We start from the raw sequence: 19,377 nt of genomic DNA, 5'->3' as shown, positions 1-19,377 counted from the left end.
GAGGGCTCGTACGAGGACATGGGCGGCGGCGAGCTGTACTGCGACACGTGCGGGCTGGCGCCCGTCGTCTCGCCCAGCGGCATGGTGGCGTCGCCGCCGACCGGTGTGGCGGGCGGCGGGGCCGGGGGCGGCAAGGGCTCCGGCAGCAGCTCCCGCTCGTCGTCCCGCTCGTCCCGCTCCTCGTCCCGGTCGTCACGGCGCTCGGTGTCCGGCCGGCTGTCGCGTTCCCTGACGGGCGGTACGGAGTCGTCGCGTTCGGTCTCGGTGCGCAGCTCCGGCTCGTCCACCGGCCAGTCCGCGCGCAACCGGCTGGGCGCCGGGCTCGTCGCGATCCCGTCCGTGCCGCGCCCCGACCCGCGCTCGGTGGTCATGGCGAACGCCGAGGTGCCCGAGCGCAAGCGGTTCTGTTCGCGCTCCGACTGCGGGGCGCCGGTGGGGCGTGCGCGCGGGGGCCGGCCGGGGCGCACGGAGGGCTTCTGCACCAAGTGCGGCCACCCGTACTCCTTCGTGCCGAAGCTGCGCGCCGGTGACATCGTCCACGGGCAGTACGAGGTGGCCGGCTGTCTGGCCCACGGCGGCCTCGGCTGGATCTACCTGGCCGTCGACCGGGCGGTCTCCGACCGGTGGGTCGTCCTCAAGGGCCTGCTGGACACCGGCGACCAGGACGCGATGGCGGCGGCGATCTCGGAGCGGCGGTTCCTCGCGGAGATCGAGCACTCCAACATCGTCCGCATCTACAACTTCGTGGAGCACCTGGACCAGCGCACGGGCTCGCTGGACGGGTACATCGTCATGGAGTACGTGGGCGGCAAGTCGCTCAAGGACATCGCCAACGAGCGGCGGGGCCCGGACGGCCGGCGCGATCCGCTGCCGGTCGAGCAGGCGTGCGCGTACGGCATCGAGGCGCTGGAGGCGCTGGGGCACCTGCACAGCAGGAACCTGCTGTACTGCGACTTCAAGGTCGACAACGCGATCCAGACCGAGGACCAGCTCAAGCTCATAGACATGGGCGCGGTGCGCCGGATGGACGACGACGAGTCGGCCATCTACGGCACGGTCGGCTACCAGGCGCCGGAGGTCGCGGAGGTCGGGCCGTCGGTCGCGTCCGACCTGTACACGGTGGCGCGGACGCTGGCGGTGCTGACGTTCGACTTCCAGGGGTACACGAACGTGTTCGTGGACTCGCTGCCGGACCCGGACAACATCGAGGTCTTCCGGCGGTACGAGTCGTTCTACCGGCTGCTGGTGCGGGCGACGGACCCGGACCCGGCGCGCCGGTTCGCCTCCGCGCAGGAGATGGCGGAGCAGCTGACGGGTGTGCTGCGCGAGGTGGTCGCCCTCCAGACGGGCCGGCCGAGGCCGGCGCTGTCGACGCTGTTCGGTCCGGAACTGCGGGTGCCGGACACGGAGTTGTTCGCGGAGCCGCCGGCCGAGGTGTCGGCGCTCGGCGCGCGGGAGCTGCCGCGAGCGCTGTTCGGCGGCCGGAGGCGGGGCGGGGCGACGGGCCCGGCGCCGGTCGCGCGGCCGTCGGTTCCGGGTGGGGGCCCGGGCCCGGCGCCCGGGGCTCCGGGTCCCGGGCACGCGCCCACGGGTCCGGTGCCTGGGTCGGTGCCGGCGACGGCGGGGCCTGGCGCGGGGCCTGGTTCGGTGCCGCGGCCGCGTACCGAGATGCCCATGGCGCCCATGGCACCCGGTACCGCCGCCCCGCTGCTCGGGGCGCTGGACGCGCGGGCCACCGCGCTCGCGCTGCCCGTGCCGCACGTGGACCCCGGCGACCCGAACGCGGGCTTCCTCGCCGGGCTGATGGCCGCCGGCCCCGCCGAGCTGGTCGCCGCCCTGCACACCGCGCCCGCGAGCTCCGTCGAGCTGCGGTTGCGCGAGTTGCGCGCGCACCTGGAGATGGGCCGGGTGCCTGCGGCGCAGCGGGCCCTGGAGGACCTGGAGAGCGGACGGCCCGACGACTGGCGGGTCGTCTGGTACCGGGGCGTGGCGTCGCTGGCGACCGGCGACGACGAGAACGCCGCGCTCTCCTTCGACGCCGTCTACGACGCCTTCCCCGGGGAGCCGGCGCCCAAGCTGGCGCTCGGCGTCTGCGCCGAGGTGCTGGGCCAGTTGGACAACGCCGCCGAGTACTACCGCCTCGTGTGGACGACCGACCCGAGCTATGTGAGCGCGGCGTTCGGCCTCGCCCGGGTACAGCTGGCCGCGGGCGACCGCGTCGGCGCCGTGCGGACGCTGGAGTCCGTGCCCGAGGCGTCCATCCACTACACGGCCGCGCGCGTCGCGGCCGTACGGGCCCGGTTGCGTCACCGCTCCCCCACCGACCCGCTGCTCGCGGACCTGACGGCGGCGGCCGAGCAGGTGTCCGCACTCCAGCAGTTCGGCCTGGACGCGGTGCGCCGCGAGCGGTTGGCTACGGAGGTACTGGGTACGGCGCTGGACTGGGTCCTCTCCGGAAGCCCCGGGGCCGGCCCGGTACAGACGTCGCTGCTGGGCAGCGAACTGGACGAGCGCGGCCTGCGCTTCGGACTGGAGCGCTCCTACCGGGTGCTCGCCCGGCTCGCTCAGCGCGGCGAGGAAAGGATCGAGATGGTGGAGCGGGCGAACCGCCTCCGCCCCCGGACATGGGTGTGAAGATGTCGCAGATGCACCAGCTGTCGACCTGCCCCGGCTGCGAGGAGCCGCTGGAGCGGGGGGACCTGTTCTGCGGGGCGTGCGGGTACGACCTGTCGGCCGTACCGGAGCCGCCCCGCGACAACCCGACCATGGTGATGGGCTCACCGGCGGAGGGGGCGGCGTGGCCGGGCGAGCCCGGGGAGGCCGGGCAGCCGCCGATACGCTTCGACGCCCGCGCCACGCACGGCCCGGCGCGCCCCGACGCGGCCGCCGCAGGCACGGGCGCCGCAGGCACGGACACGGACTTCCCGCTGCCGGCACCCGCACCGGCACCGGCACCGGCGTCGACGCCGCAGGCACCGCCGGTCCCGCCCGCACCCCCGGCCCCGGCGGCCCCGCCCGCGCCCATGCCCCCGCCCGCAGCCGCGCCCGTGGCCGCCGTGCCGGATCCGCGGACCGCCGAGCACGCGCACACCCCGCCCGCGGGTACGAAGCTGTGCGTCGCGTGCCGGGCCGGGCACGTGGACCCGGACGGCTACTGCGAGAACTGCGGCCACGCACAGCCCCGCGAGCGCGACCACATGGAGGAGGAGCTCGGTTCGGTCGCCGCCGTCAGCGACCGCGGCCTGCGCCACCACCGCAACGAGGACGCGTTCGCCGTCTCGTCGACCGCCCTGCCGGACGGTTCGCCGGCCGTCGTGGCGATCGTCTGCGACGGCGTGTCCTCGGCGACCCGCCCCGACGAGGCGTCGGCGGCCGCCGCGGCCGCCGCCAGCGAGTCGCTGCTGGAGTCGCTGCCGCGCGGCACGCACCCGCAACAGGCGATGCACGAGGCGATTGTCGCCGCCTCCCAGGCGGTCAACGCCCTCGCCGACGCCGCCGACGGCCATGGCACCGCCATGGAGCACGACCCGCACCGTCACCAGAACGCCCCGGCGTGCACGCTGGTCGGCGCGGTGGCGGCGGGCGGCCTGCTGGTGGTCGGCTGGGTCGGCGACAGCCGCGCCTACTGGGTGCCGGACGACCGCACCGGCCCGCCGGCCCGCCTCACCGAGGACGACTCGTGGGCCGCGCAGATGGTGGCGGCGGGCCTGATGAGCGAGGCGGAGGCGTACGCCGACGAACGCGCCCACGCGATCACCGGCTGGCTCGGGGCCGACGCGTACGAAGTGGAGCCGCACACGGCGGCGTTCAAACCGGACCGCCCCGGCGTCGTGGTGGTGTGCACGGACGGTCTGTGGAACTACGCGGAGGGCGCGGAGGACATGGCCAGGGTCGTGCCGCCCGACGCGGCGGGCCGACCGCTGCACAGCGCGCAGGTTCTCGTCGGACACGCGCTCGACGGCGGCGGGCACGACAACGTAACGGTGGCCGTGCTGCCGTTCACCCTGGCACCGCAAGGGGCAGGATCGGCCTGAATCGACCTGCCTGTCCTTTCCGTTCCGTCTTGTGTGTGTGAAGTCCCGAGGAGCCCCTCAGATGGCGATCTTCTCCAAGTCGAGCGTGCCGCGGTTCTCGGTCGACGTGTACCAGAACGAGTACCTGCCGGAAGGCGGGCGCGAGGTCAACGCGATCGTCACGGTCACCTCGACCGGCGGCGGCACGACCGGCGGGGCACCGCTGTCCGGAGCGTCGGCCTCCCCCTCGCACCCTTCGTACATACCGGGCCGGGCGCCGACCGCCGCCGTGGTGGTCATGGTGGACTGCTCGGGTTCGATGGACTATCCGCCGACGAAGATGCGCAACGCGCGCGACGCCACAGCCGCCGCGATCGACACACTCCGCGACGGAGTCGCCTTCGCCGTGGTCGCCGGGACGCATGTGGCGGAGGAGGTGTACCCGGGCGGCGGACGGCTGGCCGTCGCCGACGCCCGTACCCGTACCGAGGCCAAGCAGGCGCTGCGCCGGCTGAGCGCGGGCGGCGGCACCGCGATCGGCACCTGGCTGAAACTGGCCGACCGGCTGCTGAACTCGGCCGACGTACCGATCCGCCACGGCATCCTGCTGACCGACGGCCGCAACGAGCACGAGTCGCCCGAGGATCTGCGGGCCGCGCTCGACGCCTGCGCGGGCCGCTTCACCTGCGACGCCCGCGGCGTGGGCACCGACTGGGAGGTGAAGGAGGTCACGGGCATCGCGTCGGCGCTCCTCGGCACGGCCGACATCGTCGCCGATCCGGCCGGGCTGGCCGCGGACTTCACGCGGATGATGGAGAACGCGATGGGCAAGGAGGTCGCGGACGTCAGCCTGCGCCTGTGGACGCCCGTCGGCGCGGAGATCGTCTTCGTGAAGCAGGTCGCCCCGACCGTCGAGGAGTTGACCGACCGGCGTACGGAGGCGGGGCCGCGCGCCGGGGACTATCCGACGGGCTCGTGGGGCGACGAGTCCCGCGACTACCACGTGTGCGTACGGGTGCCCGAAGCCGCCATCGGCCAGGAGATGCTGGCGGCGCGGGTCTCGCTGGTCCTCCCCGATCCGACGGGCGCCGCCGGGGCGCCGCCGCAGACGCTGTCGCAGGGCCTGGTGCGGGCGGTGTGGACGGACGACATGGCGGCCTCGACGTCCATCAACCCCCAGGTCGCGCACTACACAGGACAGGCCGAACTGGCCCAAGTCATCCAGCAGGGGCTGGAAGCGCGCAAGTCGGGCGATTTCGACGGCGCGACGGCGAAGCTCGGGCGGGCCGTGCAGCTGGCGGCCGCATCCGGGAACGCGGACACTGCGAAACTCCTTGCGAAGGTGGTAGACGTGGTCGACGCGGCGACAGGTACTGTGCGACTGAAGGCGAAGGTCGCGGAGGCGGACGAGATGACGCTCGAAACGCGCTCCACCAAGACGGTTCGCGTGAAGAAGTAACGCACGATCTGCTCGGCCTGCGGGCCGGATGAGGAGAGGGGGAAGCGCCGACATGCCGACCTGCCCGAACGGACACCAGTCGGGTTCCGACGACTGGTGCGAGGTCTGCGGCCACCGCATGTCCGGGGCGGGCGCGCCTGCGGGCGCCGTACCGCCGCCTCCCCCGCCCCCGCCGCCGCCCGCGTACGGCTATCCGGGTCCCGGCCCGGCGCAGGGCGGCGGCCCGGCCGGCGACCCGAACGCCACCGCCCAGGCGGAGCTCTGCCCGCAGTGCCGTACGCCGCGCGAGGCGATGGCGCCGTTCTGTGAGGAGTGCCGCTGGAACTTCCTCACCAACACGGCGACCTCCTACACCCCGGCCGCCCCGCCGCAGGGCCGCCTCACCGGACCGAACGGTCCGGGTGGTCCGGGCGGCCCCGGTGGTCCGGGCGGCCCGGGTGGTCCGGGCCTTCCTCCAGGCCCGCCGCCGGGGCTGAACCTGCCGCCGGGCTTCCAGGCACAGCAGCAGCAGCCCCGGCCGCCGGACCCATTCGAGTACCAGAGCTCCCGCCCGTCGCAGATGAACCGCCCGGCCGAGCCGCTGCCGCCCGAGCCGCAGGCACCGCAGGGCCCGCCGCAGGTTCCTCAGGCGTTCCAGCAGCCGGGCCCGCCGGCCCCGCCCCCGCCGCAGGGCTTCCAGCGTCCGGGCCCTCCGGCCCCGCCGCAGCCTCACGCACCGCAGCAGCCCCAGCCGCCGCAGACCGGTGGCGGCGGTGACGACTGGATGCTGCCTCCGCCCTCGCACGCGTCGCAGCCGCCCCAGCAGCAGCCGCACGCACCCCAGCAGGCCCAGCAGGCTCACATGCCCCAGGCGCCCCAGGCGCCGGCCGGCTGGACCGCCGTGGTCGGCCCCGACCGCGAGTACTTCATGGCAATGATGCAGCGCAGCGGCCCGGAGGCCGCGGGCCTCAACCTGCCCGCGTACTCCCCGGAGCAGCGGCTCACGCTCTCGGGCAACCAGATCACCATCGGCCGTCGCCGCCACTCCACGGGCGAGGCGCCCGACATCGACCTGTCGGTGCCGCCGGAGGACCCGGGCGTCTCCCACAAGCACGCGGTGCTGGTCCAGCAGCCCGACGGCTCCTGGGCCGTGGTCGACCAGAACTCCACCAACGGCACCACGCTCAACGGCGCCGAGGACCCGATCCAGCCCTACGTCCCCGTCCCGCTCAAGGACGGCGACCGGGTCCACGTCGGCGCCTGGACGACGATCACAATCCGCCGCGGTTAGGCCCTAGGTCGTGTCCGCAGCCGGGGGCGGACCGAGGGGCCAGAGGTACGGCCCCTCGGGTTCGTCCAGCCACGCCCACTGCCGCTCGCCGCTGACCGTCACGCCGAACCGCTCCCGCGCGGGCTGCCCCTCGCGCTGCCAGAGCGAGTAGGCCTCCTGCGGGTCCAGGCTCCCCGCCGTGAGCGTCAGCAGGAAGCGGAACAGGTCGTTCTCGGTCGCGCGCCGGGGCAGTCCGCCGGTGTGCGGCGGCACGGCGGCCGGGACCGCGCCGCGCAGCGGGACGAAGTACGCGGAGGTGCTCAGGAACCGGCCCTCGGCGTGCTCCGCGTCCCCTACGCGCAGCGAGATCACGCCGGTGGCCATCGGCGCCAGGACGTGCGCGTCGCCGGGGCGGCACTGCGCGAGCCACTCCCCCGGCACGGACGGTACGGCGCAGGTGGCGATGATCCGGTCGAATGGCGCCCGCTGCGGGCAGCCGCGCGCCCCGTCGCCGGTGACCACGGTGGGCCGGTGTCCGGCCGCCGCCAGGTGGGCCCGCGCCGCCTCGGTGATGTCCTCGTCCAGGTCGATGGTGGTCACGTGCTCGTCGCCCAGCCGCTGCGCCAGCAGCGCCGCGTTGTAGCCGGTCCCGGCACCGATCTCCAGGACGTCGTGCCCGTCCCGTACGTCGAGGGCCTCCAGCATGTACGCCATGAGGGAGGGCTGACTGGCGGAGGAGACCAGGTCGCCGTCGCGCAGCCGCGTGGCGAGCGGCCGGTCCGCGTAGGCGCCCGCCAGCCAGCGCTCGCGCTGGGCCGGGTCGGGGTCCTCGCACGAGAGCCGTTCGTATCCGCCCATGACACCGATGTAGTAGGACGGCACGAACAGGTGCCGGGGCACTGTTTCGAACGCCGCCCGCCAGGCCGGGTCGGTCAGGTCCCCGGCGTCGGTGATCTCGCGCACCATCGCGCGCCGCGCCTCGGCGGCGCGTGCGGCGAACGGGTCCTCACGCCCTGTCCCCATACCTCCACTCTCCTGCGGCCGGGGAGGAACGGGAAGCGGAAACCGTCGAGCGGAAGCGGGAGCGGGAGCCGACGCTGGCAGGGGCCGATCGGGCAAGGACCTAGGACCCGGGACCTGGGTCGGTCCGTCTGAGACCATGGACGGGTGATGGAGATTCCGCGTGGCACGCTTCAGGAGCAGACGTTCTACGAGCAGGTCGGCGGCGAGGAGACCTTCCGGCGCCTCGTCCGCCGTTTCTACGAGGGTGTCGCCGAGGACCCCGTCCTGCGGCCGATGTACCCGGAGGAGGACCTGGGGCCCGCCGAGGAGCGGCTCGCGCTCTTCCTGATGCAGTACTGGGGCGGCCCCCGCACCTACAGCGACCACCGCGGGCACCCGCGGCTGCGCATGCGCCACGCGCCCTTCACCGTGGACAAGGCCGCGCACGACGCCTGGCTGAAGCACATGCGCGCCGCCGTCGACGAGCTCGGCCTGTCCGAGGAGCACGAGCGGCAGCTGTGGAACTACCTGACGTACGCCGCGGCGTCGATGGTCAACACCGCGGGCTGAGCCGCGCCGCTCACCGCTGGTGCGGGACCGCGGTGACGGTCAGGCCGCCGAGGCCGCCCGCGGTGCGGACCGCGACCGAGCCGAAGGGTGTACGCAGGCGGAGCCAGCTCCCGGCGCCGAGCAGCGCCACCGGCACCTCGTGCGAGGGCAGGAAGCCCAGCGCCTGGGCGGCGTGGACGGCGCGCAGCGGCAGGCCCGTCGAGCCGATCAGCCGGGACCAGATCTCGCGGCCGATCCGGTCGCGTTCCGCGCGCGTCCTGCTCTCGGCCGGCAACTCCTCGTCGCGTGCGCGGAACTCGGCCACCGCGGCGGCGACAGCGCCGCGCAGCTCGCCGGCGTCCGGCAGTCCGGGCACCTCGCTCCAGCCGCCGCGCGGGGGCAGGAGCCCGGTCCAGGGCGGCCCGGTGACGGGCGCCGGCACCATCGCCTTGCCTGCCGACTCCTCGATGCCCTCCAGGAGCTGACCGGCGGAGACGGTGATGTCCAGCGGCGCCTCGTCCATGAGCGTGGCCGTGCGGATGGCCAGCACCTCGAAGGACGGCGGGCGCCCGAACACGGCCAGGGCGCCGCCGGCCGCCTGGAGGCGGACGACGGCGGCCCGGTCGTAGTGGATCAGCCGGGCCAGGAAGGCGGCGAGGTCCGCCGCCTCCCTGGCGTCGGCGAAGTGCAGCGGCGCCGTCATACGGCCGCGGCCTCCCCCGGCGCCGACGCCTGTGCCGGTGCCTGCGCAGGCGTCTGTGCCCGAGCCGGCTGCGCGCGCATGCCGTCGTCCACGTACTCCTCCAGGAACGACCGCTCCTCCGCGCTGATGCGGCGCGGCCGCTGCGCCTCCAGGTCGAAGGGCACGACGACCGTCGAGGCGCGCACGTACACCTGGGCCGAGCCTTCGGCGTCCTTGATCTCGTATGCGATCGTCAGCGACGCGGCGCCGATCTTGGTGACCCACGACTCGATGATCACCGGTTCGTGCCGGTGGACCAGCGGCCGTACGTAGTCGATCTCGTGCCGGGCGACGACCGACCCGCCGGAGAACGACGGCGAGCCGTTGCCCGGCGCCAGCCGGAACATGAAGTCGATGCGGGCCTCCTCCAGGTAGCGGAGGAAGACCACATTGTTGACGTGCCCGAAGGCGTCCATGTCCGACCAGCGCAGCGGGCACCGGTAGATGTGACGAGCCACTGCCTCCGCCTCAGCCCCGGGTGAGCTTCTTGTGCGTGGCACGGTGCGGACGGGCGGCGTCCGGACCGAGGCGCTCGATCTTGTTCTTCTCGTACGACTCGAAGTTGCCCTCGAACCAGAACCACTTGGAGTCGCCCTCGTACGCCAGGATGTGCGTGGCGACCCGGTCGAGGAACCAGCGGTCGTGGGAGACGACCACGGCCGCGCCCGGGAACTCCAGCAGCGCGTTCTCCAGGGAGGACAGGGTCTCGACGTCGAGGTCGTTGGTCGGCTCGTCGAGGAGCAGCAGGTTGCCGCCCTGCTTGAGGGTCAGCGCCAGGTTCAGGCGGTTGCGCTCACCGCCGGACAGGACGCCGGCCGGCTTCTGCTGGTCCGGGCCCTTGAAGCCGAAGGCGCTGACGTAGGCGCGGGACGGCATCTCGACCTGGCCGACGTTGATGTAGTCGAGCTCGTCGGAGACGACGGCCCACAGCGTCTTCTTGGGGTCGATGTTGGCGCGGGACTGGTCGACGTACGAGATCTTGACGGTCTCGCCGACCTTGATCGAGCCGGAGTCGGGCTGCTCCAGGCCCTGGATCATCTTGAACAGCGTGGTCTTGCCGGCGCCGTTCGGGCCGATGACGCCGACGATGCCGTTGCGCGGGAGCGAGAAGCTCAGGTCCTCGATGAGGACCTTGTCGCCGAAGGCCTTGCTGAGCTTCTCGACCTCGACGACGACGCTGCCCAGACGCGGGCCCGGCGGGATCTGGATCTCCTCGAAGTCCAGCTTCCGGGTCTTCTCGGCCTCGGCGGCCATCTCCTCGTAGCGGGCGAGACGGGCCTTGGACTTGGCCTGGCGTCCCTTGGCGTTGGAGCGGACCCACTCCAGCTCTTCCTTGAGCCGCTTGGCGCGCTTGGCGTCCTTCTGGCCCTCGACCTTGAGACGGGTCTGCTTGGTCTCCAGGTACTTGGAGTAGTTGCCCTCGTAGGGGTAGGCGCGGCCGCGGTCGAGCTCGAGGATCCACTCGGCGACGTTGTCCAGGAAGTACCGGTCGTGGGTGATGGCGACGACGGTGCCGGCGTACTTGGCGAGGTGCTGCTCCAGCCACTGCACGGACTCGGCGTCCAGGTGGTTGGTGGGCTCGTCGAGCAGCAGCAGGTCCGGGGCCTCCAGCAGCAGCTTGCAGAGCGCGACGCGGCGCTTCTCGCCACCGGAGAGGTTGGTGACCTGCCAGTCGCCGGGCGGGCAGCCCAGCGCGTCCATCGCCTGCTCCAGCTGGGCGTCGAGGTCCCACGCGTTGGCGTGGTCGAGCTGCTCCTGGAGCTTGCCCATCTCCTCCATCAGCTCGTCGGTGTAGTCGGTCGCCATCTGCTCGGCGATCTCGTTGAACCGGTCGAGCTTGCCCTTGATCTCGGCGACGCCGTCCTGCACGTTCTCCAGGACGGTCTTCGACTCGTCGAGCGGGGGCTCCTGGAGCAGGATGCCGACGCTGTAACCAGGCGAGAGGAAGGCGTCGCCGTTGGACGGCTGCTCCAGACCCGCCATGATCTTGAGGACGGTGGACTTACCGGCGCCGTTCGGGCCGACCACACCGATCTTCGCACCGGGCAGGAAGCTCAGCGTCACGTCATCGAGGATGACCTTGTCGCCGTGCGCCTTGCGCGTCTTGCGCATCGTGTAGATGTACTCAGCCAAGAGAAACCGTCCGGCAATCCGTGAGTGGGCAGATACACCCCATCTTGCCTGACGTCCATCCCTCGATGGAAACCAGTTGTATGAGGGGGTGGGTGGAGGGGGCGAGGGGCGCGCCGCCGGACGCCGCCCTCACCAGCGCGGCGTCATCGCCCGCTTGCGCGTGGTCACGACTTCTTGCGGAGGAAGAGCACCGCCGCCCCGCCGATGAGCAGGAACGCGATGGCCGTCCCGGCGATCATGGGCGTGGCTCCGGACGCGCCGGTCTCGGCCAGGTCCAGGTCGCTCTCGCCGCCCGCCGCGGCCGTCCCGGCGCCGGTGGTGGCACCGCCGGACAGGGGGCTGGGCTGTGAGCCCGGCTGCCCGGCCATGGTGGCCGTGGAACCGGTGGTCCTGCAGTCCAGGACGCCCTTGAAGGTCTTGGTGACGCCGCCGGGCGCGGTGATTGTGAGGTGGTACGCCTGGTCCTCGGCGACCGGGACCGTCACCGTCTTCGTCCCACCCGCCTCGATCGCGTACCGCAGGCCCATGAGCTCGAAGGAGAAGGGGGCGTCGCCCTTGTTGGTGGCGGTGATGTCCACGCCGCCCTTGGCGCAGTTCTTCCGGGCGGACAGGGCGGGTATGGCACCCGTGGTGCCCCAGGTGGCGGTGGCCGTCGCGGAGACGGTCGACCTGCTGGACCCGGCCAGGATCTGCGTCTGGCTCCTGGTGACCCCGGCGAACGCGCGGCCGACCGGTACGGAGGTGGTGCCCTGCACGCTCAGCGCGGCGGTGCCGGCGGCGGCGCCCGCGGGCACGTCGAAGTAGAGGCTGCTGCCGTTGACGGCCGAGTCGACCGGTTTCCCGGTCGCGTCGGTGATCCGTACGCCGCTGGCGGCCGCGTCGGCGGGCGGGCTGACCGTGACCTGGTCGGCGTTGGTGCGCACGGTGACCGGTCCGAGCCGGGTGCCGGCGGGGCCGGCGACCGCGCCCGGCTCCAGGCGGAGGGAGGCCTCGGGCTCGGCGACGCTGCCGGCTTCCCCCTGCAGCCAGTCGGCGAGCTTCTCGGCCGCCGGGTCGAGCGCCTCGACCTCGGCCCCGTCCGAGTACCGCCAGATCGCCACCTGGGTGCCGGCGGCCGCCGTCTCCGGCGTGAGCGGCCCGGTGCCGGCCTCCTTGGCGAGGCCCACGAGGTCGTCGACCTGCGGGTAGGAGTGCTGGAGGATCCAGCGGATCCGGCCCGCGTCCTTGTTGCCGCCGAGGGAGGTCTGGTCCCAGGAGGTCTCCAGGTACCTGGCGTTCTCCTGGGTGGGGTTGTGTACGTCGATGCAGTACGTCTTGAGGGTGCCGCCGCCGTCGACGGTCATCTCGAAGAGGCCGGCGGGGAGCTGCTGCGTCTGGTTGCCGATGTGCAGGACGGCCTGGTGGAAGGTGGTCAGGCCGTTGAGGGTCGCTGCCGCGCCCCCCTGGTGCTGGGGCGCCTCGTCGGCGGCGGCGGGGGTCACGCCGACGGCGGCGCCGGCCGCCACCAGCCCGGAGGCGACGGCCGCGGCGGCGAAGCGGGCGGCGCGGCGCTTCCGCCTCCGTACACAAAACGCAGCAAACACAGAATTCCCCTCTGGGCGAGGTGTTGTCGCGTGGGACGCGTGGGGGGAGTGCCTCGCCTGCCGACTCAAGTGGCCCGTGGGTACCCAGGAGTACCCCGGTGATCCTAAAGAGGCGACCCGACACAGTCCCCTGTCATACCGTCAGATAACCATTCCGAATCGCAATCGTTATCGCCGAGCGGTCGCGCGCCGGGAATGACCCGTTCACGGCCGGGCGCGGCTCCGTCATCCGGCGAACTCCCCGGCAGGAGCGGCGTCCGGCACCATCTCACGCTGCGCCGCGCCTGCTTGACGCTCCGTCAGCTCCGGTTCGAGCCGCGCCGCTCGTCTGAAGGCCGACGTGCCGCGCGTCAGGTCGTGCCCCGCCGCCACCGCGTCGATGTCCACGAACGTCCTGCGCTGGCCCTCCCACTCCTCCTCCCGCACCTTCAGCCTCCCGTGCACCATCAGTGGATCGCCGACGGCGACCGACGCGGCGAGGTTCGCGCCGAGCGTCCGCCAGGCGCTCACCGAGTAGAAGCTGGTCGGTCCGTCGACCCACGCCGCCTTCTCGCGGTCCCACCGTCGCGCCCGGGCCGCGAGCCGGAACTTCGCCACCCCACCGGCCGCGGTGTCCCGGTAGTCCACGCTCGTCGCCACGTTGCCCACGACCGTCACCATGGTCTCGGCCATGACACCCACCCCGTCCCTCTTCGCTACGCCCGCCGGCACCGCACCGACCGTCGACGTCACCCATGCTGGCCGCCGCGCCGAAATCCCGCTGACGGGTGTGGACAACCCCAGACGTGTGCAGAACTCCGTCACCCATACGGGCGAGTGCGCCTGAGGAACCCCGCAGCCGGGGCAGCGACCGCCGCGGCCCCGGCACCCCACCCGGCGGCCCGCCGTCACTCCCCCCTGCGGCTTGCCCGTCACCCCACCCGGCGGCCCGCCTCCACCGTCGCGTACTGCTCGCGCACCTCGCGGTAGCGCATGAGCTCGGAGGCGATCGGGTCGAGGACCATGGCCCGCCCGCACCCCGCCGCCGCCTCGCGCAGCCGTCGCTCGGTCTCCTGGCCGTACCGGCGCGCGGGCCCCCGCGCCGCCGCCGCGCAGCCCCACTCGACCAGCGGGCCGCCGACGACACCGGAGAGCATGATCAGCGCGGGCACCATGAGCCCCGGCTCCAGCACGCCGACGATCTGCCCCACCAGCCACAGGCCGCCGTAGAACTGCAGCAGCGTCATCGCCGCCTGGGCCAGCACCGCCGCCGGCCACCAGGAGGGGCGCGGCGGCTTGCCGTCCCGCCCCGGCCGCCCGGCCGTCACCGCCAGCTCGTCCAGCGCCTCCGGCAGCCCCTGCGCCCCGCGTACCGCCGCCTCGCGCACCGCCTGCGCCCACGGCGCCGGAAGCCCGCGCGAGGCCTCGTCCGCGACCACGCGTACGGCCTGCTCCACGCGCTGCCGCGCCGTGAGCTCGTCCTCCACCGGCATCTCGGCGTCGCCCTGCGGTGGCGCGCCCCCCGGCGTGCGCAGCCGCTCGTACCACCGCCACAGCCGCAGCCACGGAGTCCCGCACGCGCGCCCGGCGTTGCGGCGCCACTCGCGTTCGGCGGCCTCGCCCGCCGCGTGGGCGCCGACGGCGACCGCGAGCCGGGCCCCGAAGTCCTCGCGGGACCGCTCGTCGAGTCCGGGCCGGCCGTCGGCGACGTACACGGGGCGCAGCCGCCGCGCCGTCGCGTCCACGTCGGCCGACAGCCGCCGCTGGGCGGCGTTGCGCTGCTGAACGAACGCTCCGAGCATCTCGCGCAGTTCGCCGACGCCCTCGCCGGTGAGGGCCGACAGGGCGAGGACCGTGGCGCCGGGTTCGCCGTGTTCGCCGAGCGCCATCCCGTCCTCGTCGAGGAGCCGCCGCAGGTCGTCGAGGACCTGGTCGGCGGCGTCGCCGGGGAGCCGGTCCACCTGGTTGAGGACGACGAACATCACCTCCGCGTGCCCGGCGAGCGGCCGCAGGTAGCGCTCGTGCAGCGCGGCGTCCGCGTACTTCTCCGGGTCGACCACCCAGATCACCGCGTCCACCAGGGCCAGCAGCCGGTCGACCTGTTCACGGTGGGCGGTGACCGCCGAGTCGTGGTCGGGCAGGTCGACCAGGACCAGCCCCTGGAGCGCCTCGTCGCCGACCCCGCCCGCCAGGGGCCGGCGGCGCAGCCGCCCCGGGATGGCGAGCCGGTCCAGCAGCCCGCCCGCGCCCTCGGACCAGGCGCACGCGATGGGCGCGGAGGTGGTCGGCCGGCGCAGGCCGGTCTCGGAGACCGGTACCCCTGCCAACGCGTTGATCAAAGTTGACTTCCCGCTCCCGGTGGCTCCGGCGATGGCGACCACCGTGTGCCGGGTGGAGAGTCTCTGACGGGCCGCCGCCTCCTCCAGGACGCGCCCCGCCTCGGCGAGCGTCTGGCCGTCCAGCCGGGTCGCGGAGAGCCCCACCAGCTTGCGCAGGGCGTCGAGCCGGCCGCGCAGGGCGGTCGCGTACGGGCCGGTCGGCCCCTGCGCTTCCGCCGCCGAGGCCGGCTCCTCGTCCGCCGTCACCCCCTGCTGCTCCTGCACGCGCCGGGCGATGAGCCCGTCGTCCCAGCGTTCCTCCACGGTGCTCACCGCGGTCACCTCTCCCTCTGGAGGACGGACAGCGCGGCGATCAGCTCGGCCTGTGGCTCGGGCGTGATGTCGAGCCGGTCGAGCGGCGCGAGGCGCCGGTCCCTCTCCTCGTGCAGTACGCGGTCGATGTACGTCTCCACCAGCTCACCGCCCCGGTCGCGCAGCCTCAGGGCGCCCTGCGCGCCGATCAGTTCGGCGAGCCGCTCGCCCGCGCCGCGGGTGCGGCGCCCACCGAGAAGCGCGGCCGCCAGCAGCGCGGCGACGGTGTCGGAGTCGGGCGCGGCGGATCGTTCCATCCGCCCCACCTCCTCCTCGGCGAGCTCCTCCAGGACGCGCCGCCAGCGCCGTACGGCCATGCCGATCCGCTCGCCGGCCTCCCCGTCGGGCGGCGCCTGTCCCCCGCCGACGGCCCCGGCCGCAGGTTCGCGCCGCCAGACTTCCTGGACGTGTTCGTCTGCGGCGGCGACGGCGCACTGCAGCAGCGCGCCGAGCGATTCGGTGAGCGAGTCGAGCAGTTCGGCGGCCGTGCAGTCGCGGGGGTAGCCGCGCCAGCGGGTGCGCGCGTCCCCGGCGAGGACGGCGCCGCGCCCGAGCTCCCGGCGCACGCGCTCGCCCTCCTTCTCGTACGCCGCCTCGACGGTGCCGGAGAGCCGTACGGCGGCGGCGTACTGCGCGGCGACGGCGCCGGCCAGCTCGGGCATGCGCAGGCGCAGCGAGTCGATGACGCCCTTGGCGGTCCGCCCGACGGCCTGGCGGCGGGCGGCCGGGTCCTGGGCGTGGTACGCCAGCCAGGCCCGCAGCGCGGCCACGGCGTTCTCCGGCAGCAGCCCGCTTCCGCCGCCGGCCGATTCGGGCAGCTCGGGGATGGTGAAGCGCGGTACGTCGCCGAGCCCGGCCCTGGCCAGGAGGGCCTCGTACTGCCGCGACACCTCCCCGATCACCTGGTGGGGCACCCGGTCGAGGACGGTGACCAGCGTGGCGTCGTACTCCTTGGCGGTGCGCAGCAGATGCCACGGCACGGCGTCGGCGTAGCGCGACGCGGTGGTGACCATCACCCACACGTCGGCGGCGCACATCAGCTCGGCGGCCAGTTCGCGGCTCTCGACGACGAGGGAGTCGATGTCGGGCGCGTCGAGCAGGGCGAGCCCACGCGGCAGGCTGTGCGCGGTCTCGACGCGCAGCGCCTTCTCGCCGGCGGGCTCCTGTTCGCCGTCCTCGGGCACCCACACGCGGGTGAGGTGCGGCAGCACCCGCATGCCGGCGAACCAGTGGTGGTCTTCGGGGTGGCAGACGAGGACGGGCGTCCGCGTGGTGGGCCGCAGCACCCCGGCCTCACTGACGCGTCGCCCGACCAGGGAATTGACAAGCGTCGACTTCCCCGCCCCGGTCGAACCGCCGACGACGGCGAGCAAGGGCGCTTCCGGCTCCTTCAGCCGCGGCACCAGATAGTCGTCGAGCTGCGCGAGCAACTCGGCCCGCGTCTGACGAGCCCGCGGCGCCCCTGGAAGGGGGAGGGGAAGACGCACGGCGGCGACACGGTCGCGCAGGGCGGAAAGTGCGTCGATGAGCTGAGGCCGTACGTCCAAGGTCACCACATGCGAAGAATGCCCAATTTCGGCACGCTTTTGAAGCGTATGGATGCCTCTGCGCGCCGATCAAGGGCAAGGGACACAGGGGACGAGTGGGACGCAGGCATAACGAGTGCACAACACCCGGCGCGCGTGGCGCAAAAAGCGCTGCGAGAATCGCACCTGCCTGCGATTATCGGTTCGCTTCACCGAACCTCCACATCGTGCCACGCAGGTGAAGCGACCGGGCCAAGGGGATCGGAGCCCTATCCTTGTGCCCGGCAAGGTCACGGACCGCCCGACCAGGGGCTCCAGGTCACCAAGGCCACCACCGGCCCCCGTAGCTCAGTGGATAGAGCAGGCGCCTTCTAAGCGCTTGGCCGCAGGTTCGAGTCCTGCCGGGGGCGCCATCGGGACTTCTTCGGCCGGCGCCGGCGCACGCCGGGCGCGGCGTCAGGCGCCCGGAGGGCGGTACCGCACCTGTTCGGCCCGGCGCAGCGCGTCCAGGGTCTCGTCGACGGTCAGCAGCACGGTCGTCTCGAACGAGCCGAGCGCGCCGCCTCCGCTGATGGCCAGCGCGACCGCGGCCATGGAGACGTTGTCCGGCGCCTCCCACAGGGTGAATCCGTCGTGGCTGCCGAAGGCGTACCAGAAGCCGTGCAGCCTCCCGCCGACGGACTCGATGTACGTCCGGGCGGCCTCGGTGCGGTCCTCGGGGTGGCCGATCATCCTCGCCCACGTCTGCGGCGTGTAACTGAACCTCGACAGATAGAGCGGCATCATGTGCCTTTCCTCGGGGGTCCGTTGTCAGCGGGGTGCGCCGTAGAGCACCAGGTTGTCGGCGTACGCGTGCGCGTCCCGGTCGAAGCGGCCCGCGCAGGTCACCAGGGCGAGGCGCGGGGTGCCGTCGGTGCCGAACAGGTCGGCGGGGAGGGCGGACTTCGGGTACGTGCGGCGGGCGACGATCTCGTACGTGTGGCGGGCGCCGTCGGCCGTGGTGACGTGGGCGCGGGCGCCCAACGGCACCTCGTGCAGGGCTTCCAGGGGGCCCGCCCCCTCATCCGCCGAGTCGAGGTGGCCGGCGAGGAGGAGGGTGCCCCGGGTGGCGCCGGGGTGGGCGCCGAGAGCCCACCAGCCCAGGCGCGCCGGGGACTCCGGTACGGCGAGGACGCCCTTGGTGTCGGTGGCGACGGGGTCGACCGGGGTCCGTTCGACGTGGCCCGGAATGGTGAGGGTGAGGGGCGGGGAGGCCGCGTGGGCGGCGCCGCCGGCCGCGGTGGCCGCCGGGAGGGCGCCCGCGTCCGGGGCGCGCACGGCGGGGTCCGCGGCCGGCGGCGGCCACAGGCAGGTCAGCGCGGCCGAGGCGGCCGCGGCGATCCCGGCCCAGACCAGGAGCCGGTCGGGGCCGGGCTCGCCGCGCAGCCAGAGGCTGCCCTTGTCCGTCACGGGCGCACCACCGCCGGCGTCAGCGGCCGTCGTTGCGGCGGATGCGGTTGGCGGCCCAGAAGGCGCCGCCCGCGATGAGGACGCCGCCGAGCGCGAGCGCGGGAACGGCGAGCATCACCGGCACGTCGGCCGCGAGGGCGGCCTGTCCGCCGTTGCCCGCGTGGATCGACTTCGGCGCGGTCGCGGCGTCGGCCGCCGCGCCGCGGCAGGTGCCGCCGCGCACCATGTCCAGGTGCATGGCGACGACCGGCCGCGCCGACTTGGCGGCGGCGGTCACCTCGGCGTTCTTGCCGTGGGCCACCTGGTTGTCGATCATCGACAGCGTCTTCTGGTGGGCCGCGGACTGGGCCTGGAGCCAGGCGGTGTCGTACGCGCTGGTGCCGGCCTTCTTCATGACGTTCGCGAGCGTCTCCTGCTGCTCGGCCGTGGGGGCGACGGGCAGGTCGACGCCGAGCTTGTCGGCGAGGGACTTGGTCGAGGCGTCCAGCTTGGTGTGGTCGCGGACCAGAACCTTGCCGACGTTCTTGACGCACTCGGTGGTGGCGTTCTTCTGGGCGTCCTGGCCGGCGGCGATCTCCGCCAGGTTGCCCTGGTGTGAGGCGCGCAGGAAGGCGTTGTCGACGGGCAGGGGGTTCGCGTCGCCGGCGGCGAACGCGGGGGCGGCGGCGCCTGTGGCTATGCCGGTGAGGGTGAGGCAGGCGAGGGCCGTGGCGGCCCAGCGCCGGGGGGAGCGGCAGCGGATCACGGTGTCTTGTCCGTTTCTCGTCGGTCTCGTCGGTGTCATCGGTCGCTTCGGTGTCGTCGGTCTCGTCGGTCGCTTCGGACTCCTCGGTCTCCGGAGCGAGGGTCCACGGTGACCATCCGAAATCGGCCGTACGCCGTCCGCCATTCGCACTACTGCAAACGGAGCACCACCACCCGATCGGCGCCTGTCCGGCGGTGGCTTGGACTCGCCAACCCCTGAACTGGGTCTTGTCACCGTACGCAGTCGCATGCGTACATG

17 protein-coding genes and 1 tRNA gene are annotated in these 19,377 nt (G+C 73.6%); 7 read left to right on the top strand and 11 right to left on the bottom strand.

All coding sequences use genetic code 11. The features are described from left to right. The first annotated feature begins 18 nt into the window (after positions 1-18). The 4 genes from AC07FJ_RS00655 (at position 19) to AC07FJ_RS00640 (ending at position 6,742) form a co-directional block, all read left to right on the top strand. Positions 19-2,634 (top strand): serine/threonine-protein kinase, encoded by a 2,616-nt coding sequence (locus AC07FJ_RS00655; RefSeq protein WP_479045209.1) that lies wholly within the window; start codon positions 19-21, stop codon positions 2,632-2,634. Further along, complete coding sequence (locus AC07FJ_RS00650; RefSeq protein ID WP_479043811.1) at positions 2,625-4,034, top strand: PP2C family protein-serine/threonine phosphatase; 1,410 nt, start codon at positions 2,625-2,627, stop codon at positions 4,032-4,034. Before AC07FJ_RS00655 ends, AC07FJ_RS00650 begins: the two co-directional genes overlap by 10 nt. Positions 4,035-4,095: 61 nt before the next feature. After that, positions 4,096-5,472: a vWA domain-containing protein gene (locus AC07FJ_RS00645; RefSeq protein ID WP_479043809.1), complete on the top strand. Its 1,377-nt coding sequence runs from the start codon at positions 4,096-4,098 to the stop codon at positions 5,470-5,472. Positions 5,473-5,524: 52 nt separating this feature from the next. After that, the gene (locus AC07FJ_RS00640) at positions 5,525-6,742 is read left to right on the top strand and encodes an FHA domain-containing protein (RefSeq protein ID WP_479043807.1); all 1,218 of its coding nucleotides are present in this window, start codon (positions 5,525-5,527) and stop codon (positions 6,740-6,742) included. Between the two features lie 3 nt (positions 6,743-6,745). On the opposite strand, the gene AC07FJ_RS00635 is transcribed toward AC07FJ_RS00640, so the two are convergent. After that, positions 6,746-7,744 (bottom strand): methyltransferase domain-containing protein, encoded by a 999-nt coding sequence (locus tag AC07FJ_RS00635; RefSeq protein ID WP_479043806.1) that lies wholly within the window; start codon positions 7,742-7,744, stop codon positions 6,746-6,748. 144 nt (positions 7,745-7,888) lie between these two features. Between AC07FJ_RS00635 and AC07FJ_RS00630 the strand changes: the two genes are divergently transcribed. Further along, positions 7,889-8,293, top strand: coding sequence for a globin (locus AC07FJ_RS00630; protein WP_361429283.1), 405 nt, complete (start codon positions 7,889-7,891; stop codon positions 8,291-8,293). Between the two features lie 10 nt (positions 8,294-8,303). Here the strand turns inward: AC07FJ_RS00630 and AC07FJ_RS00625 are convergent, their stop codons facing one another. The 5 genes from AC07FJ_RS00625 to AC07FJ_RS00605 all read right to left on the bottom strand — a co-directional run bounded on the left by AC07FJ_RS00625 (position 8,304) and on the right by AC07FJ_RS00605 (position 13,402). After that, a complete protein-coding gene (locus AC07FJ_RS00625; protein WP_479043803.1) occupies positions 8,304-8,975 on the bottom strand; it encodes a DUF8010 domain-containing protein in 672 nt (223 codons plus the stop codon). Next, positions 8,972-9,472 carry an acyl-CoA thioesterase gene (locus AC07FJ_RS00620; RefSeq protein ID WP_479043801.1) on the bottom strand — a complete coding sequence of 167 codons (501 nt, stop codon included), beginning with the start codon at positions 9,470-9,472 and terminating at the stop codon, positions 8,972-8,974. The genes AC07FJ_RS00625 and AC07FJ_RS00620 overlap by 4 nt, the downstream gene beginning before the upstream one ends. 10 nt (positions 9,473-9,482) lie before the next feature. Continuing rightward, complete coding sequence (gene ettA, locus AC07FJ_RS00615) at positions 9,483-11,147, bottom strand: energy-dependent translational throttle protein EttA (protein ID WP_361429289.1); 1,665 nt, start codon at positions 11,145-11,147, stop codon at positions 9,483-9,485. A 164-nt stretch (positions 11,148-11,311) separates the two neighbouring features. Next, entirely contained in the window at positions 11,312-12,730 is a 1,419-nt protein-coding gene (locus tag AC07FJ_RS00610) for a Cys-Gln thioester bond-forming surface protein (protein WP_479043798.1), read from the bottom strand. Positions 12,731-12,955: 225 nt separating this feature from the next. After that, positions 12,956-13,402 carry a single-stranded DNA-binding protein gene (locus tag AC07FJ_RS00605; protein WP_479043795.1) on the bottom strand — a complete coding sequence of 149 codons (447 nt, stop codon included), beginning with the start codon at positions 13,400-13,402 and terminating at the stop codon, positions 12,956-12,958. On the opposite strand from AC07FJ_RS00605, the gene AC07FJ_RS00600 reads away from it, so the two are divergent. Beyond that, positions 13,401-13,556, top strand: coding sequence for a hypothetical protein (locus tag AC07FJ_RS00600; protein ID WP_479043794.1), 156 nt, complete (start codon positions 13,401-13,403; stop codon positions 13,554-13,556). The two genes, AC07FJ_RS00605 and AC07FJ_RS00600, sit on opposite strands and share 2 nt — an antisense overlap. 85 nt (positions 13,557-13,641) lie before the next feature. Here the strand turns inward: AC07FJ_RS00600 and AC07FJ_RS00595 are convergent, their stop codons facing one another. After that, positions 13,642-15,369, bottom strand: a complete 1,728-nt coding sequence (locus AC07FJ_RS00595; protein ID WP_479043791.1) for a YfjP family GTPase — start codon at positions 15,367-15,369, stop codon at positions 13,642-13,644. Then, the gene (locus tag AC07FJ_RS00590) at positions 15,366-16,946 is read right to left on the bottom strand and encodes a dynamin family protein (RefSeq protein WP_479045206.1); all 1,581 of its coding nucleotides are present in this window, start codon (positions 16,944-16,946) and stop codon (positions 15,366-15,368) included. Before AC07FJ_RS00590 ends, AC07FJ_RS00595 begins: the two co-directional genes overlap by 4 nt. A 316-nt stretch (positions 16,947-17,262) precedes the next feature. Here AC07FJ_RS00590 and AC07FJ_RS00585 point away from each other — a divergent pair. Next, positions 17,263-17,338, top strand: a tRNA-Arg gene (locus AC07FJ_RS00585). A 43-nt stretch (positions 17,339-17,381) separates the two neighbouring features. Here the strand turns inward: AC07FJ_RS00585 and AC07FJ_RS00580 are convergent. Genes AC07FJ_RS00580 through AC07FJ_RS00570 form a run of 3 tightly spaced genes read right to left on the bottom strand, consistent with a single transcriptional unit; the run spans position 17,382 to position 19,119 of the window. Beyond that, on the bottom strand, positions 17,382-17,708 hold the full coding sequence (locus tag AC07FJ_RS00580) for a GYD domain-containing protein (protein ID WP_479045203.1): 327 nt from the start codon (positions 17,706-17,708) through the stop codon (positions 17,382-17,384). Positions 17,709-17,735: 27 nt separating this feature from the next. Continuing rightward, positions 17,736-18,374, bottom strand: coding sequence for a class F sortase (locus AC07FJ_RS00575; protein WP_479043788.1), 639 nt, complete (start codon positions 18,372-18,374; stop codon positions 17,736-17,738). A 19-nt stretch (positions 18,375-18,393) separates the two neighbouring features. Then, positions 18,394-19,119, bottom strand: coding sequence for a DUF4142 domain-containing protein (locus AC07FJ_RS00570; protein ID WP_479043786.1), 726 nt, complete (start codon positions 19,117-19,119; stop codon positions 18,394-18,396). Positions 19,120-19,377: the final 258 nt, after the last annotated feature.

Source organism: Streptomyces sp. NPDC045998 (genome assembly GCF_056430285.1).
The sequence above is the reverse complement of the archived record's forward strand: the minus strand, read 5'-3'. Positions and strand labels throughout refer to the sequence as shown.

What these genes read in the sequence shown, in the direction of transcription:
- AC07FJ_RS00655 (WP_479045209.1), top strand. Translation starts at nt 19, where the DNA reads ATGGGCGGCGGCGAGCTGTACTGCGACACGTGCGGGCTGGCGCCCGTC.
- AC07FJ_RS00650 (WP_479043811.1), top strand. Translation starts at nt 2,625, where the DNA reads ATGGGTGTGAAGATGTCGCAGATGCACCAGCTGTCGACCTGCCCCGGC.
- AC07FJ_RS00645 (WP_479043809.1), top strand. Translation starts at nt 4,096, where the DNA reads ATGGCGATCTTCTCCAAGTCGAGCGTGCCGCGGTTCTCGGTCGACGTG.
- AC07FJ_RS00640 (WP_479043807.1), top strand. Translation starts at nt 5,525, where the DNA reads ATGCCGACCTGCCCGAACGGACACCAGTCGGGTTCCGACGACTGGTGC.
- AC07FJ_RS00635 (WP_479043806.1), bottom strand. Translation starts at nt 7,744, where the DNA reads ATGGGGACAGGGCGTGAGGACCCGTTCGCCGCACGCGCCGCCGAGGCG.
- AC07FJ_RS00625 (WP_479043803.1), bottom strand. Translation starts at nt 8,975, where the DNA reads ATGACGGCGCCGCTGCACTTCGCCGACGCCAGGGAGGCGGCGGACCTC.
- AC07FJ_RS00600 (WP_479043794.1), top strand. Translation starts at nt 13,401, where the DNA reads ATGACACCCACCCCGTCCCTCTTCGCTACGCCCGCCGGCACCGCACCG.
- AC07FJ_RS00605 (WP_479043795.1), bottom strand. Translation starts at nt 13,402, where the DNA reads ATGGCCGAGACCATGGTGACGGTCGTGGGCAACGTGGCGACGAGCGTG.
- AC07FJ_RS00580 (WP_479045203.1), bottom strand. Translation starts at nt 17,708, where the DNA reads ATGCCGCTCTATCTGTCGAGGTTCAGTTACACGCCGCAGACGTGGGCG.